The organism is Pseudomonas sp. GW822-FHT07A10, from assembly GCF_058798795.1.
The window spans coordinates 163,767-178,304 of the sequence record NZ_JBXAKV010000005.1; the positions used below are offsets into that span (position 1 = coordinate 163,767).

Below are 14,538 nucleotides of genomic sequence, written 5' to 3' on the forward strand. Positions count from 1 at the left end.
CTGAGCTTAGACGATCCTTTGAACTAATAGGGCGTTAAAGCCGCGTGGCGTTTTGGTACGTATGAGTAGACACATTTTCACAGTTGAAGGTTAACTATTGGTTACAAAGTATGGCTAAAATGACATCTTTCGCCCCCATGTCGATTGTCGGCATGGCTCAAGAACGCGCCATCGGGACGCACTTTGTTCATTTCAGACGTGTGACGATTTCCGTGAAACTCATTATTGCCGCTATCTATGTCATCTCCATCGCGTATGTCCACTTGCGCGGTAAGGTGCGCCACAAACTAGGCCGCCAACTAAGCGACCACTCGACATTTCTGGCGCCGATCAATTGCTTCCTTTATATGTTCTCGAAAATCCCCAATCGGCCTTATCTCAATCCCGCGGACTTTCCTGACTTGAGCCCATTGCAGGCTCATTGGGAAGAGATTCGCGCCGAAGGCCAGAACCTGCTCAAGGCCGGGGAGATCAAGCGCTCGAATCAGTACGACGACGTCGGTTTCAACTCGTTTTTCAAAAGTGGCTGGAAGCGTTTCTATCTCAAGTGGTATGGCGACAGTCACCCGTCGGCCGCGAAGCTCTGCCCGCGTACTACTGAACTGGTGCAAAGCATTGGCTCGATCAAGGCAGCGATGTTTGCCGAACTGCCACCGGGTTCCAAACTGGTCCGCCACCGTGATCCGTATGCCGGCTCGTACCGTTATCACCTGGGGCTGGAAACGCCGAACGAAGCCGGTTGCTACATCAACGTCGACGGTGAGAGCTACCATTGGCGTGACGGCGAAGCGGTGATGTTCGATGAAACGTTCATTCATTACGCTGAAAACAGCACCCAGCAGAACCGCATCATCCTGTTCTGCGACGTCGAACGGCCGATGAAGTATCGCTGGGCGGCGGCGTTCAACCGCTGGTTCAGCCGCACAGTGATGGCGGCGGCGGGTGCACCGAACGATGCGGGTGACAAGACCGGTGCTATCAACCGTTTGTTTGCCAAAATCTACACGGTTCGCCTGCGCGGCAAAGCACTCAAAAAGCGTAACCGCGCTCGCTATTACCTGGAGAAGTGGGCGATTTTTGGCGGGTTGCTGGCGATTTTTGTGCTGATCTGAGTTTTGCTTTGCGGCGCATTTAGTCATTGCAAGCAGGCCAGTATTTTCACCGCATAACGTATGGGCACTCCACTAACCGATCAGCCACGAGAACGCTTCGTGGCTTTTTTATCTGTGCTCGCTTTGGCTTTTTCTGCCGTTTTACCGGCATTCCTGGCACCGAGGCTGCGCTTGAGCAGTTCAGTCAGATCGATGACATCCGCGGTCCTGCGTTCCTCCTCACCCGTAGCGGTTTCGACGATTTCGATCTTGCCTTCATTCGCCTTCTGCTCAACCAGCGCCATGATCTTGTCTTCAAAGCTGTCGCGGTACTCTTCGGGCGTCCAGTCGGCGCTCATGTCCTCCACCAACCGTTTGGCCATCTCCAGCTCGCCTTTGGCCAGGTCCGGCTTGGTCACTTCACTGCCCAACTCCAATTGATCCAGGCTGCGCACTTCGGCCGGCCAGCGCAGCATCACCAGAACCAGAGCGGATTCCAGCGGCATGACGGCCGCCAGGTGCTGGCGGGTATGCAACACCACGCGTGCGAGGGCGACCTTGCCGGTTTTGCTGAGGGTTTCGCGTAACAGCGCATAGACCTTGCCACCGCGTTTGTCCGGCGCCAAGTAATAGGGTGTGTCGATGTTTTGCAGGGGGATCTGCTTGCTGTCGACAAAGGCAAAAATGTCGATGGTTTGGGTCGACAGTGGATGGGCCGAGCGAATGTCCTCTTCGCTGAGCACCACGTAACGACCCTTTTCGTACTCGACCCCTTTGACGATGTGTGCCTGGGTGACCTCCTTGCCAGTGACCTTATTGACGCGTTTATAGCCCACCGGCTCCATGCTGCGACTGTCGAGCCAGTTGAAATCGATCCCGTGGGAAGACGTCGCCGAGACCAGCGCCACGGGGATGTGCACCAGACCGAAACTGATTGCGCCTTTCCAGATTGCCCGTGCCATCGTCGTGTTCTCGTCAGCCCATTGATGTTCAGGTGACCTGTTGCCCGGAGGAAAGTTTCAGTCGGCTGCGACCCGCTTTTGCGGGCTGATCGACAGTGCAGTCAACTGGTGTTACATCTTCTGAAGGAGGTTTTAGTTAACAAATCCGAACCCCGGGCGTAGCGTGGCTCTATTCATCCATGAAGCGTTGCACGCGCTTTTAGAGAGGTTTCCATGAACCGATGTGTGTTCGGTGTCATCGCACTGGCGTTGAGTGGCGTGCTAAGCAGCCTGGCCCTGGCCGATGCCGCCGCGCCGCCATCCTCGCCCTTGCTGCTGACCCAGAACCTGCCGGGCAGCACCAATAACAATCCTTACAACAACCCGATCCGCCGGGCCAATCCCAACAGCATGCAAGGCACGCGACCCGGCATCCCGGTGATCCGCGGGCCGAATACGGCGCCTGCGCCGCGACCACCGACCCTGGAGAACGGCGGTATCGGCAACCGTTATCCGCAGGATCGCCAGACTCCCGCCAGCCCACCGACATTCATACCCAATCCGCCTCATCGGGACGCAGACACCAGCAACCGTTGAACGGTAGGACAGAGGTCTTACCAGCCATTTTGACGACAAAAGGAATCGTGCATGTTGCGTAAGACCCTCCTGACCACACTATTTACCGGCGTACTGTTCACCAACTCGCCCGTGTTTGCTGCGCCTGCCCAGGAATTGAAAAGTGAGGAGGGCACCCTTGAGGTCACGCCGATCGTTAAAGGTCTGGAGCATCCCTGGGCGCTGGCGTTCCTCCCCGGTCGCCAAGGGATGCTGGTGACCGAACGGCCGGGCAACCTGCGGGTGGTCAGTGCCGATGGCAAACTTTCGAGTCCGCTCAGCGGTGTGCCTCAGGTCTGGGCCAAGGGGCAGGGCGGGTTGCTCGATGTGGTGTTGTCGCCCGACTTCAAGCAAGACCGCATGGTCTATCTGTCTTATGCCGAAGGCGGCGGTGAGGGCGGCAAGGCGGGTACGGCGGTCGGTCGCGGACGGTTGTCGGAAGACCTGACGGTCCTCAAGGATTTCAATGTGATCTTCCGCCAGGAGCCCAAGCTTTCGGTTGGCAATCACTTCGGCTCCCGTCTGGTGTTCGACCGCGACGGTTATCTGTTCATCACTCTGGGCGAGAACAACGATCGACCCACGGCGCAGGACCTCGACAAGCTGCAAGGCAAGGTCGTGCGGATCTATCCGGACGGCAAGGTGCCGAAGGACAACCCCTTCGTCGGGCAAAAAGGCGTTCGCCCGGAAATCTGGTCCTACGGCCATCGCAACCCGCAAGGCGCGGCGCTCAACCCCTGGAGCGGCACGCTCTGGGAAAATGAGCACGGCCCCCGGGGCGGTGACGAAGTCAACATCATCGAGCGCGGCAAGAACTATGGCTGGCCGATAGCAACCCACGGCATCAACTATTCCGGCCTGCCGATCCCGGAAGCCAAGGGCAAAATCGTCGAGGGTACCGTGGGCCCACAGCATGTCTGGGAAAAGTCCCCCGGTCTCAGCGGCATGGCGTTCTACGATGGCGATCGCTTCAAGGCCTGGCAGCACAACGTGTTTATCGGCGCGCTGGTGGGCCAGGAGCTGATCCGCCTGCAGTTCGACGGCGATAAGGTTGTTCACGAAGAGCGGCTGCTGGGTGAGCTGAACAAACGGATTCGCGATGTGCGGCAGGGGCCGGATGGTTATCTGTATGTACTAACCGATGAAGACGATGGTGCGTTGTATAAGGTTGGGTTGAAGTAAACAGACTCGCACAACCTTTGTAGCAGGTGGCGTAGCCTGCGTTCGGCAGCTGCTACAGGACGTGTTTCTCCAGTCGCAGTGCGTCGGCATGGTCCTGGTAATAGTCTTGAATCAGCCCGAATCGCCGATAACCGTTGCGCTCGTACAGAGCGATTGCCATCGGGTTGTCGATGCGTACTTCAAGTCGCAGGTAGGCGCAATCGTGCTCAAGGGCGCAGGCTTCGGCGCGTTCGAGCAATTGCTTGCCCAGCCCACTGCCGCGAGCATCAACGGCGATCGCAATCGAATACAGACGTGCCCGTGAAGTACCCCGGTGAAATAACACCAGCGCATACCCCACCAATCGCTCGCCACGTTGGGCCACCAGCAGTTGCCCGTGAGCCCGGCTGATCATCCATCGAAAACTGCGCCGGTTGAGCCGGTCGGTGGTGAAGCATTGCTGTTCGAGTGCCAACAGTGCTGGAAGGTCTTCAATGACCGCCAGGCGAAAAACAGGATTCATATGACCGCCGTAAAAGTTGCGTAACGAAACGGGACTTTCGAAAAAGTTCGTGCTTAATAGGAAAGGTCTTGTTCTCCAACGGATAAATCACTATGTCAGCGGTACAAGGTCATTGGCGCGAAGTATCCGAACAAACTTTGCCGACGGCAATAACTTCTGCAAACTATTTAAATGCCTCGATCAGAACTTCCAGTCCGTTGATGATAATCGTCGAACGCAAGGAAGACTGGACCTCCTACTTTCCCAGTGAAGACATCGTCACCGCCCAGGAATACCTCGAACAGACCCGCAACAACGAGCAGGGCAAACGGGTTCAGGTGATCAACCTGTGCCGCAGTTACAAGTACCTCGGGCACGGCTATTACTGCTCGCTGCTGGCCGAAGCACGGGGGCACAAGGTGATTCCGTCGGTGCGGACCATCAGCGAACTGACCCGAAAGTCCCTGTATGGCCTGGCCTTGGACGATCTGGATAAAACCCTGGAAAAAGCCTTAAGTCATCATGTTTACAGCGACACCGAAGGTTTCACCTTGACCCTGTACTTCGGCCAGACCTCAATCGAGCCATTACAGGAATTGGCTCGACAGTTATTCGAGGTTTTCCCTTGTCCAATATTGTTAGTTGAATTTCGTCGAACTAACGGTTGGCACATCGAAGGTGTAAAGTTCGGCACCCTGCATAAGTTGCGTGAAGATCAGGAAGATCAGTTTGCAAACGCGCTGGATAGTTTCAGTCGCAAGATCTGGCGCCTGCCACGCTCTCGGCGCTTGGCCCGTTATGACTTGGCCATTCTGCACGACCCGCAAGAAGCATTGCCGCCCTCCAACCCCAAGGCTCTGGACAACTTTGTCAGGGTCGGCAAGATGCTGGGCATCGACGTTGAGCTGATCGAACGCAAGGACTACGCCCGAATCGCCGAATACGACGGGCTGTTGATACGCGAGACGACAAGCGTCGACAACCACACCTACCGTTTCGCGAAAAAAGCCGAGAGTGAAGGCCTGGTGGTGATGGACGATCCGGCGTCGATCCTGCGCTGCACCAACAAGGTTTACCTGACTGACTTGCTCAAGAGCCATCAACTGGGCATGCCGGCCACTGAAATCCTCTACAAGGAGCGACCGGAAGACTTTGAGCGGGTAGGCGAGCGACTGGGGTTTCCTTTGGTGTTGAAAATCCCCGACGGCTGTTTCTCAAGGGGCGTGATCAAGGTCGAAAGCCAGCAAGCCTTGCTCAAGGCCACTGCCGAACTGTTCGAACACTCGGTGTTGCTGCTGGCTCAGGAATTCTTCTACACCGAGTACGACTGGCGCATTGGTGTGCTCAACCGCAAACCAATTTTTGCCTGCCAGTACTTTATGTCCAAGGGCCACTGGCAGATCTACAACCATAAGGCCAAAGGCCAGGACATCAACGGCGAATGTCGCACCCTGGCGGTTCACGAAGCGCCGCGAGCGGTGGTCGAACTGGCGGTGAAAACCGCGAATCTCATTGGCGACGGACTCTATGGCGTCGACCTCAAACAGTCCGGCGACAAAGTGGTGGTGATCGAAGTCAACGACAACCCAAACATCGACGCCGGCATCGAAGACGCGTACCTGCAGGACGATCTGTACACGCTGGTGCTGGAAGAGTTCGTCCGGCGGCTGGAGCTCAAACGCCGTGGTCAGGCTTGGTGAGTGGCCTCAACCTACCGAGCTCGTTGAAAATTGGCCATTGACTTGCCATCAGCGGCCGGCTAATTTCCAGCCATGACTTCCACCGTATTGCGCTGCCAGCCAAGCATTATTACCGCCATTCCTTATTTGGCGGGCTAGCTCACGACTGCAGCACCCAACCCGCCCTAGAGGCGGGTTTTTAGTTTCTGTCTCTTGGGCTCCGATCAGAGTCAGGAGACGACCATGAACAGCACCCCCGTCCAGCAGAGTTTGCTTGAGCATTACGTGAAAAAGATCCTCGCCGCGCCGGTCTACGAACTCGCCGTGCGCACGCCGTTGCAAGCAGCACCGGCCTTGTCCGAGGCGTTGGGTAATCAGATCCTGCTCAAGCGCGAAGACTTGCAACCGACTTTTTCCTTCAAGATACGTGGTGCTTACAACAAGCTGGTGAACCTGAGCGATGAACAGAAGGTTCGGGGCGTGATCACCGCATCGGCAGGCAATCATGCCCAAGGCGTAGCGTTGGCGGCTCGCGAGTTGGGGATTGCCGCCACTATCGTCATGCCCTGCACGACGCCGGAGTTAAAGGTGCAGGGTGTGCGCAGCCGGGGTGCCAATGCGGTGCTGCACGGCGAAAGTTTTCCGTTTGCCCTGGCCTATGCGCTGGACCTGGCACAGCAAACCGGCCGCACCTTTGTCTCGCCCTTCGACGACCCGGACGTGATCGCCGGGCAGGGCACCGTCGGTATGGAGATCCTTCGTCAGCACCAAGGGCCGCTGGATGTGATCTTTGTGCCGGTGGGCGGTGGTGGCTTGATCGCCGGTATCGCTGCGTACGTCAAATACCTGCGCCCGGAAGTGCGCATCATTGGCGTCGAGTCGGAACATTCCGCCTGTTTGCGGGCGGCCTTACAGGCCGGCGAACGGGTTGTGCTGCCAACCGTCGGCACCTTCGCCGATGGTGTGGCCGTCGCTCAGATCGGCGCGCATGGTTTCGAGGTCTGCCGGTTTTGCGTCGATGAAGTGCTGACCGTCAGCAACGACGAACTCTGTGCCGCGATCAAGAATATCTACGACGATACCCGCTCGATCACCGAACCTTCCGGCGCCCTGGCCGTGGCGGGTATCAAGCAGTACGTGGCGCAAACCGGCGTCCGAGGGCAGACCCTGGTGGCCATCGATTCCGGCGCGAATATCAACTTCGACAGCTTGCGTCATGTGGCCGAGCGCGCCGCGTTGAATGGCGCCCCGGCATAAGGGATGGGCGGATTATTCCTGAACGGCTTTCTCGACGTGGCTCGATGCCGACCAGATCCGGTAGCGCACTTCGATGTCTTTGGGCACGTAGAGCACGATCGGCAGTTTGCTGTTGTAGCGTAGCTTGAAACCATCACCGACCACTGGTACGAAGTCTTTCTTGCTCTTGCCGTCAGGGCAGGCCATCAATGTGCTCATTGGGCCGGTGACTTTTTCCAGCCGGTAGAATGGGTAGCCCCAGCCTTCGAGGTTCTTTTCCTCAAGCATGCCGCCCAGACGCTGACGGTTGCAGTCGACGGTCAGGGTCTTGCCGGCCAGAATTTCGACCTGGTAGGCGTCTTCCTGTTTTTGTGGAGCGAGATGAATGACCTGGCGGGTAAAGCCGCTCTCCGGCTTGGGGTACGGTGCGACGTCTTCGAGTGTCGCAGCGTGGGCTGCGGACGACAGAAGGACAACTATCAGCCCGACGGTCGTGTTAAAGGGCAAAGCACCCATAATGCCTCCTTGCGTGTGTGTGGGGTCAGCGGATACTGAAAAGATGGACTGCATTCTCACTGCCGTCCTTGCCCAATGTAAACCCGCCCTCAGAGGGGCTTGCAAAATGCAGGTATTGAAAACTGACCTTTCTTGCATTTTGCATGACGCAATGTGTTGCCATCTTCTCTAAAACCTTGATTTGCCGACGAGGCGCAGGGCGAAATTCCGGGCATGTTTTATGCTGAAGCTGTCTTGAGCTGACCACGGTCCCATTGAGTCAGCGCTGAAACAAAAAAACGGTCGGACGTTGGAACGATGAAGCCCGCAAGGAAGAAAAGAACGGGCGATCTGAGCTCCGACCGACAATTGATTTCGATTGGCAATCTCACAATACCGAGAGGGTGGCCATGTTTCTTTCTGCCTTGGAACTACGCAATATCGTTGAAAGCAGTTTTCTTCCGAAACGCTGCCAATGCACGCTATCGCCAGACCTGTCGATGACCGTCAAGGTGTATTCGGACAACGAGACTGACCATCTCGACTTGTGCGTTACCGGCATAGACGCCCATCGCCTCAATGGGTGTCGGGAGATTAATCATCTGATCGCCGAGTTACGCACCGACCTTGAGCACAAGACCCATAGCCAAATGTTCAGCCCAAAGTCAAAAGCCCATTAATTAACCGGCCGTTTCACGCAATTCGAGCGACACGCGCCGGGTCTGGATAAACCCCAGACCCAGCGCCAACTCCACCAGGATCGCCAGTAAGATACCCGGCCCGGCATGACCATTGAGCCATTCGCCGAAGCCCAGCGCTGCCAAGCCGAAACAGCCAACCATAAAGCCGCTGCATATCGCACTTCTCGCCGCCGAGGGCGGTGCCTGCCGCACGAGATAAAACATCACCCCAAGCGCACCGAACAGCACCGCACTGCGCCTGGCCACAAACCCCGCTGCGGACGAATACTCGATACTCCAGATCGCCAGCAGCCATTGCGGCATCAAACCCCACACCAGCGCCAGCAGAAAGCAAAGCGCGGCGGTGAACGTCGACAGTGTGCGAAACGAGAACGGCATGGCGAATCCTTTCGGCGGTAGAGGGGACGCCAAAGCATAGCGTCAGAATCCCCGCAGGCCTACCGCCAAGTGCCGAATCAGAATCGTCTGTCAGCTCTGATAACTGCACGCGTCAGAAAGTTTTCGATAGGTAATTTCTGCTGGCTTGCCCGAGGTGCTATCGATGTACTTCATGTCCGCCGTGACCACTTCGCAGTCCAGCGTCGACGGTTCGGTCATGGAAATGACCTTGCCCACATTCAGAGGCATACCGTAGTGATAAGGCACGGCCTGGGAGGACGACGTATCGTTGGCCTGAGCAAAACCGGCGAATGCGGTGCAGGCGAGGGCGGTGGTCATCAGCAGTGTTCGCATGTTCATGATTGGGTCTCCAGTGCAGAGGGGAAGCCAGTTCGATGCAAGAGCATCGAACCTGCCGCACTGGGCGTCAGAGGGTGCTGAGGGAGTGCGGTCCAGTAAAGTTTTGGACCGCAGGATTAATCGAAGGTTAAGTAGCGGGCTAATGGTTGTTGCTAGCCTGTTGTGCGGTCATCTATTCGAGGCGCACAACCTTGAACCCACGTCGATTTGGAGGCGTCTCTATACCAGCGGGTCCTTCCAACTGCCCCCTTCCAGCAACATAGTCATAGACCAGAAACTTCGCCGACACTTCATACCCGATATTAGGAATGACGAGCCGGACCTGCTCTCGTCCGAGGTACAGCCAACGTGGTAACGCCTTCTCGGCAAAATCTATTCGCTCGACGGTGTGAGTGACAGGGTTCTTGCGTAAAACGACGCCTTTTAAATACGGCGAGCCGTATGCGAAGGCGAATATCAGGCTGGAAGAAACACATTTTGCCAGGAAGACTTCGCCGAAAAAGTCGAAATCCGGGATGTCGGTAAAGGCCGGTTGGATTTTGCTGTCGAGTTTCACAAACAGGCGCTGGCCTTGCGCATTCGTTTCCGCCAGCAAGGACACCTGAGTTCTATCGGCCAAAGGGCAGGTGAGGATTGTCTGGAGTGGTTGCGCGTAGGCCGGGGCGGCTAGCAGTGCCGCGATGATGTACTTCCATGGTGTTTGCATTCGGGGAAATCCCTTCGGTTGTCGGGTCCTACATTACTCATGCGCTTTATCTGCCGACTCAGGATGGTTACGACCTGCTGCAGGTTGCGCAGCAGCGGATGATGGGGTGGAAAGCGCCGGTCTGACGGATACGGTATTACACGCAGGCCAGCCTCTTGCGGACGCTGTTGTTCGCCCATCCGAACAATGATTGGCTGAAGTCAAGTCAATCTGCCGCCACTATTATTCTTCACCTGACCAATACCAAATAGTATCGCCCCATCTCGAGTCGCTGAAGCTCGGCATGATTTCGCCCTGTTCGAAATAGCGACGAGATTCTGCTTGTGCAGGTGTAAACCAATAGCCTGCTTTACTGCAGGGTTGCCCTGCATTTATACGAGCAATCTGGGCAGTGTCGGTCGGTTGGTAATTTCTCGTGTATTCAACTAAGCCTTTTGGATAAACCCTATGATTAATTTTGCTGTCGTCGATACCGTACAGAAAAGCAATAGCACCAGCCTCCAGCGCTTCTACAAGCTTTTCCAATAATGGGATCAGGACTACGATCTCATTGCCAGCGGTGTAGCGTATCAGTATTTCCTTGAGTATCAGCTTCTGAAAGTATCTGGCTCTTAGCGATTTTTCTTGCTCGTCAGAGTCGGCCTGAAACGTATTTTCTTTGAAGAATTCAATCGAATCTTTGTAGTTGATAAAAAAATTATCGAAGCGGCTTGATCACCGTTTTTTCGGCGGCCATCCCGGAGTCCTGCTGGTAACTCACTGGCGCCAGCTTGCGGAACACCGTCTGGTCATCGCCGAACACCAGCTTGTGGCCGCTGGCCGAGTGCTGGAAGTGGAAATGGATGCCTTCCTCTTCGCAAAGACGCTGGATGAAATGCAGGTCGGATTCGTCGTACTGCACGCAATACAGGCACTTTTCGAGGCAATTGACCGCTACGTCAGATAAAAAGAAGGCCCCACAGAGGGGGCCTTCGTTTATGACTCAGCCAATGAATTCAAAGCGATTGCAGGGAAATGGTCGCGCTCTGAGAGTTTTGCTGGCTGTCAGCATCCATCCAGACCCACTGCGTACCGTCGCCTTGCAGATTATTGGAAATGCTCTGAATCTGCGAGTAACTGATCTTGACGGCCCCAACTTCACTTGCAGTAGGCCCGATCGTGGTGACTTGGCCGGAGAGCAGGCCGTTCGACGTCTCATTGACGACGAACACGGTCGCTTGCGCCTCACGGAACTGGCAGGAGAGGAACTGTGTAATGGTGCTGGTGATCGTCAGGTTCATCCATTTCGATGGGGGGACCGCATAGTAGCGGGTGTACTTGTTGAACGGATGCTGCTCACCATCGGCCGGCAGCGGATAGTTGCTGAGCCCCGATGTGTTGGTCGGCATGCTGACACTTCCCAGCCAGATTTCGACCTGTGATTTACCGGCGTTGCTGGACAGTGAGACCGAAACGGTTTGAGTATCGGTGCCCGAGACAAAACCCAACGATGCCAGGCCTGCATTGGCCGTGGTGCCAGGCACCGTGATCGGTACGGGCGGCTGGCTGTTGCTCCAGTTCACGGAGACAGTCGAGTTGTTGTCATTTTGCGCGGAGTTGTAGATAAAGATGCCATAAAGCTGGCCTGGGCTAAGTGCGGTACAGGTGGCTGTATCTCCTGCGGTGAGAGTTATACGTTGTCCGCCGTTCCAGTTAATTTGGGCAGCTGAGATAGCGACACTTTCCATGTTGGAGTTCCTTTTCCTGTTGTGGTGGTATAAGGATTCGCACAGCAGTTGTCCTTACCTGCGCCGTGCGTGGGAAAGATACTAGTTGAAGGCATGTGGCGGTCAAGCAACTACTTGGTTGTAATTGGCTGCGTGCAATTATTTTTTGGAATAGTTGCAAGTGTAAAGAGCTATAAATTTACTTCAAATTAAAAAATACATGGCTGTCAATAGCCGCTTATCTTTTGCCTGGATTTATAGTTTTAAATTGCAATAAGAATATATCTAAAAAACATAATGGGCGAAAAGATATAACGCCCAAAAGAACCATATGCAGGCTGTCTTTTATTCATGTCCGCCGGCAGGCCCTGAAATCAGGACCTGCCATAGCAGGGGAGGTATGAGGGCGTGTATTTCAGCTCAACTGCCGCCGATACGGTAAATCCGGCCCGGTCTTGCTGCAGGTCAACGCTGCAGCGCTCACCGCAAACCTGAGCATCGCGTCAATCTGCTCACGGCTCAGCCGCTGCACACCCGCAACCGAATCCAGCTGCTGCTCGGTCAGCCAGGTAATCAGCGCCGCCTGGAAGGTATCGCCAGCCCCCACGGTGTCGGCAATCTTCACCGAACAAGCCGGCACCGACCACGTGCCATGAGCCCGGCTGAACACCGTCGCGCCCTGACCGCCACGGGTCAGGAACACCAGCTGACAGCGATGCTCCAGCCAGCTTTCGATCACGCGCTGGGGATCCTGTTCGGGATACAACAGGTTCAAGTCTTCATCGCTGACCTTGATCAGGTCGGCAAGCTCCACCAGGGTGGCGATCCGTGAACGCCACAACTCGATGTTCGGCTCGGGATTCAGGCGCACGTTCGGGTCGAGGCTGATCAGGCGTTTGCCGCTTTCCCGCTGCACCAGCGCCAGCAAGGTATCGGCAACCGGTTGCACCACCAGCGAGAACGAGCCGATGTGCAAGCCGCGCACTTCAGGCCCCAGTTGCGGCAGATGCGCCAGGCTCAGCTGCCGATCCGCGCAGCCTTCGCCGCGAAAGCTGTAGTGGGGCGAGCCGTTGGCACCGACCGCCACCATCGCCAGCGTGGTCGGCGCGGCGAAGTCCACGAGGTAATCCGGGCGCACGCCTTCCTCCTGCAGCACTTGCTGCAAGCGGCGGCCAAGGTAGTCGGTCGATAGCCCGGCAAACAGCGCGGCATCCACGCCCAAACGACGCAAACCTACCGCGACGTTGAACGGCGAGCCGCCAGCAATTGCCTTGAAATTCACTTTGGACGCCAGGCCGCTGGCATCGTCTTCGCTGAAGAAATCGAATAGCGCTTCACCACACACCAGATACATAGTTGCTCGCTCTTTAAAGGGTTGCGACATGCTGTTGATAGCGTTCGTAGGCCTGCTGACAAGCCTGTACATTTTCTGCAATCGGCAAGGTTTCACTGGCCGGATCGAGCTTCACGCAGCGCTCGCACAAATCCGCCAGGCTGTCTTCGTGGCCGTTTGCCCAAGACTTGCACCACGCCGCCTGAATCGCTGCGCCAAGCGCCGCGGCCTCGCTCTGTTCGGTACAAATCACTGGCGTATTCATGATGTCGGCGACGATTTGCCGCCACACCGGGCTCTTCGAACCGCCACCGATCAGGCAGATGCTGCGGCTTTGTAAGCCATTGTGGCGCAGCAGGTCCAGCCCGTAACGCAAACCGAAGGTGGTGCCTTCCACCACGGCGCGGCACAAATTGGCCCGGGTCAGATTGGTCATGGTCAACCCCAGCAGGCTGCCGCTGGCATGGGGCAGGGCGGGAACGCGTTCACCATTGAGGAACGGCAGCATGCACACGCCTTCAGCACCAATCGGCGCGTGTTCGACCAAGGCGTTGAACTGCTCGATATCCAGTTCGAACAACTCGCGAATCGCGCCGGTGGCATTGGTCAGGTTCATGGTGCAGATCAGCGGCAACCAGCCGCCGCTGGAGGAACAGAACGTCGCCACCGAGGCGTCTGGACTGACGTGCGCTTGCTCGGCATAGGCGTAGATCGTTCCCGAAGAACCGAGGCTCATGGTGATCGCGCCGGGCTTGATGTTGCCGGTGCCGATCGCGCCCATCATGTTGTCGCCACCGCCGCTGGAGACCAGGGCCTTGGGGTTGATGCCCAGATGCTCGGCGATGCCTGGCAGGATCGTACCGACCGGCTGGTGGGCATCGATCAGCTCCGGGAGCGCGGCTTGCAGGCGCCCGGTGGGATCGATGTCGCGCAGCAGTTGCAAGTCCCACTGGCGGGTGCGTACGTTGAAATAGCCGGTGCCCGAGGCATCGCCGTACTCGCTGCAACTGCGGCCGGTAAGCCAATAGTTGAGGTAGTCATGGGGCAGCAGGATGCGGGCGGTCCGGGCGAAAATTTCCGGGTGCTGTTCTTTGGTCCAGAGCAGTTTCGACACGGTATAGCCAGGCGCGATGACCACGCCGAGGCGTTCCAGGGAGCCTTTTTCACCGCCCAGATGGGCGAGCAAGCGGTCGTTCTCCGGGGTCGATTCGGTGTCGCACCAAAGCTTGGCCGGGCGCAGTACCTGGCCGTGATCGTCGAGCAGTACCAGGCCATGTTGCTGGCCAGAGACGCCGATGCCGAGGATGGCCTGTCCGTCCACGTCCGCTGCGAGCAACGCGCGGCGGGTGGCCTGGGTAAAGGCTTCCAGCCACTGGGCAGTGTCTTGCTCGCGACGGCCATTGGGGCCGCTGATGAGGCTGTGGACAGCAGCGCCCTGACCGAGGACCTGACCGCTGTGTGCGTCGAGGATCACGGCTTTGGTGCCTTGGGTGCCGCAGTCGATGCCCAGGAATAGTTGTTGGTTTGCCATGGAAACACCCTACCGAAGATGAATGCATCAATGGACGCTCTACGTCCGCTTCTGGATGGGACGCGGAGCGTCCCGGGCTGCATTCCCACGCAGAGCGTGGGAA

General features: G+C 56.9%; 14 protein-coding genes and 3 pseudogenes. 6 read left to right on the top strand and 11 right to left on the bottom strand.

The window, feature by feature from the left end:
• Positions 1–212: 212 nt before the first annotated feature.
• Positions 213–1,112: a lipid A hydroxylase LpxO gene (gene lpxO, locus AC1RL4_RS10965; protein ID WP_204123856.1), complete on the top strand. Its 900-nt coding sequence runs from the start codon at positions 213–215 to the stop codon at positions 1,110–1,112.
• 80 nt (positions 1,113–1,192) lie between these two features.
• Here lpxO and ku read toward each other — a convergent pair whose 3' ends face one another.
• On the bottom strand, positions 1,193–2,053 hold the full coding sequence (gene ku, locus AC1RL4_RS10970; RefSeq protein WP_028940523.1) for a non-homologous end joining protein Ku: 861 nt from the start codon (positions 2,051–2,053) through the stop codon (positions 1,193–1,195).
• A gap of 213 nt (positions 2,054–2,266) precedes the next feature.
• On the opposite strand from ku, the gene AC1RL4_RS10975 reads away from it, so the two are divergent.
• Both AC1RL4_RS10975 and AC1RL4_RS10980 read left to right on the top strand, forming a co-directional pair.
• On the top strand, positions 2,267–2,629 hold the full coding sequence (locus AC1RL4_RS10975) for a hypothetical protein (protein WP_230172615.1): 363 nt from the start codon (positions 2,267–2,269) through the stop codon (positions 2,627–2,629).
• A gap of 51 nt (positions 2,630–2,680) precedes the next feature.
• Positions 2,681–3,829 carry a PQQ-dependent sugar dehydrogenase gene (locus AC1RL4_RS10980; protein ID WP_204123717.1) on the top strand — a complete coding sequence of 383 codons (1,149 nt, stop codon included), beginning with the start codon at positions 2,681–2,683 and terminating at the stop codon, positions 3,827–3,829.
• A 55-nt stretch (positions 3,830–3,884) separates the two neighbouring features.
• On the opposite strand, the pseudogene rimI reads toward AC1RL4_RS10980, so the two are convergent.
• A pseudogene (gene rimI / locus AC1RL4_RS10985) lies at positions 3,885–4,331 on the bottom strand (ribosomal protein S18-alanine N-acetyltransferase); the annotation flags it as partial.
• Between the two features lie 200 nt (positions 4,332–4,531).
• Here rimI and AC1RL4_RS10990 point away from each other — a divergent pair.
• A complete protein-coding gene (locus AC1RL4_RS10990; protein ID WP_169342465.1) occupies positions 4,532–6,010 on the top strand; it encodes a RimK family ATP-grasp domain-containing protein in 1,479 nt (492 codons plus the stop codon).
• A 222-nt stretch (positions 6,011–6,232) separates the two neighbouring features.
• A pseudogene (gene ilvA, locus AC1RL4_RS10995) lies at positions 6,233–7,228 on the top strand (threonine ammonia-lyase, biosynthetic); the annotation flags it as partial.
• A gap of 30 nt (positions 7,229–7,258) precedes the next feature.
• On the opposite strand, the gene eco reads toward ilvA, so the two are convergent.
• Positions 7,259–7,741, bottom strand: a complete 483-nt coding sequence (gene eco / locus AC1RL4_RS11000; protein ID WP_230172616.1) for a serine protease inhibitor ecotin — start codon at positions 7,739–7,741, stop codon at positions 7,259–7,261.
• A gap of 389 nt (positions 7,742–8,130) precedes the next feature.
• Here eco and AC1RL4_RS11005 point away from each other — a divergent pair, with 389 nt between their 5' ends.
• The gene (locus tag AC1RL4_RS11005) at positions 8,131–8,400 is read left to right on the top strand and encodes a DUF1652 domain-containing protein (RefSeq protein ID WP_026331664.1); all 270 of its coding nucleotides are present in this window, start codon (positions 8,131–8,133) and stop codon (positions 8,398–8,400) included.
• Here AC1RL4_RS11005 and AC1RL4_RS11010 read toward each other — a convergent pair whose 3' ends face one another.
• The 8 genes and pseudogenes from AC1RL4_RS11010 to xylB all read right to left on the bottom strand — a co-directional run bounded on the left by AC1RL4_RS11010 (position 8,401) and on the right by xylB (position 14,435).
• Entirely contained in the window at positions 8,401–8,799 is a 399-nt protein-coding gene (locus AC1RL4_RS11010; RefSeq protein ID WP_028940527.1) for a hypothetical protein, read from the bottom strand.
• 90 nt (positions 8,800–8,889) lie between these two features.
• Positions 8,890–9,159: a DUF2790 domain-containing protein gene (locus AC1RL4_RS11015; RefSeq protein ID WP_018926051.1), complete on the bottom strand. Its 270-nt coding sequence runs from the start codon at positions 9,157–9,159 to the stop codon at positions 8,890–8,892.
• Between the two features lie 172 nt (positions 9,160–9,331).
• Entirely contained in the window at positions 9,332–9,865 is a 534-nt protein-coding gene (locus tag AC1RL4_RS11020; RefSeq protein WP_028940529.1) for a hypothetical protein, read from the bottom strand.
• Between the two features lie 222 nt (positions 9,866–10,087).
• Positions 10,088–10,555 (bottom strand): DUF1911 domain-containing protein, encoded by a 468-nt coding sequence (locus AC1RL4_RS11025; protein WP_230172708.1) that lies wholly within the window; start codon positions 10,553–10,555, stop codon positions 10,088–10,090.
• A gap of 19 nt (positions 10,556–10,574) precedes the next feature.
• Positions 10,575–10,772 (bottom strand): annotated as a pseudogene (locus AC1RL4_RS11030) (contractile injection system protein, VgrG/Pvc8 family); the annotation flags it as partial.
• 88 nt (positions 10,773–10,860) lie between these two features.
• A complete protein-coding gene (locus AC1RL4_RS11035) occupies positions 10,861–11,592 on the bottom strand; it encodes a hypothetical protein (RefSeq protein ID WP_018926045.1) in 732 nt (243 codons plus the stop codon).
• A gap of 394 nt (positions 11,593–11,986) precedes the next feature.
• The gene (locus AC1RL4_RS11040; protein ID WP_230172617.1) at positions 11,987–12,925 is read right to left on the bottom strand and encodes a carbohydrate kinase family protein; all 939 of its coding nucleotides are present in this window, start codon (positions 12,923–12,925) and stop codon (positions 11,987–11,989) included.
• Positions 12,926–12,938: 13 nt separating this feature from the next.
• Positions 12,939–14,435, bottom strand: a complete 1,497-nt coding sequence (xylB, locus tag AC1RL4_RS11045; protein ID WP_230172619.1) for a xylulokinase — start codon at positions 14,433–14,435, stop codon at positions 12,939–12,941.
• Positions 14,436–14,538 lie beyond the last annotated feature (103 nt).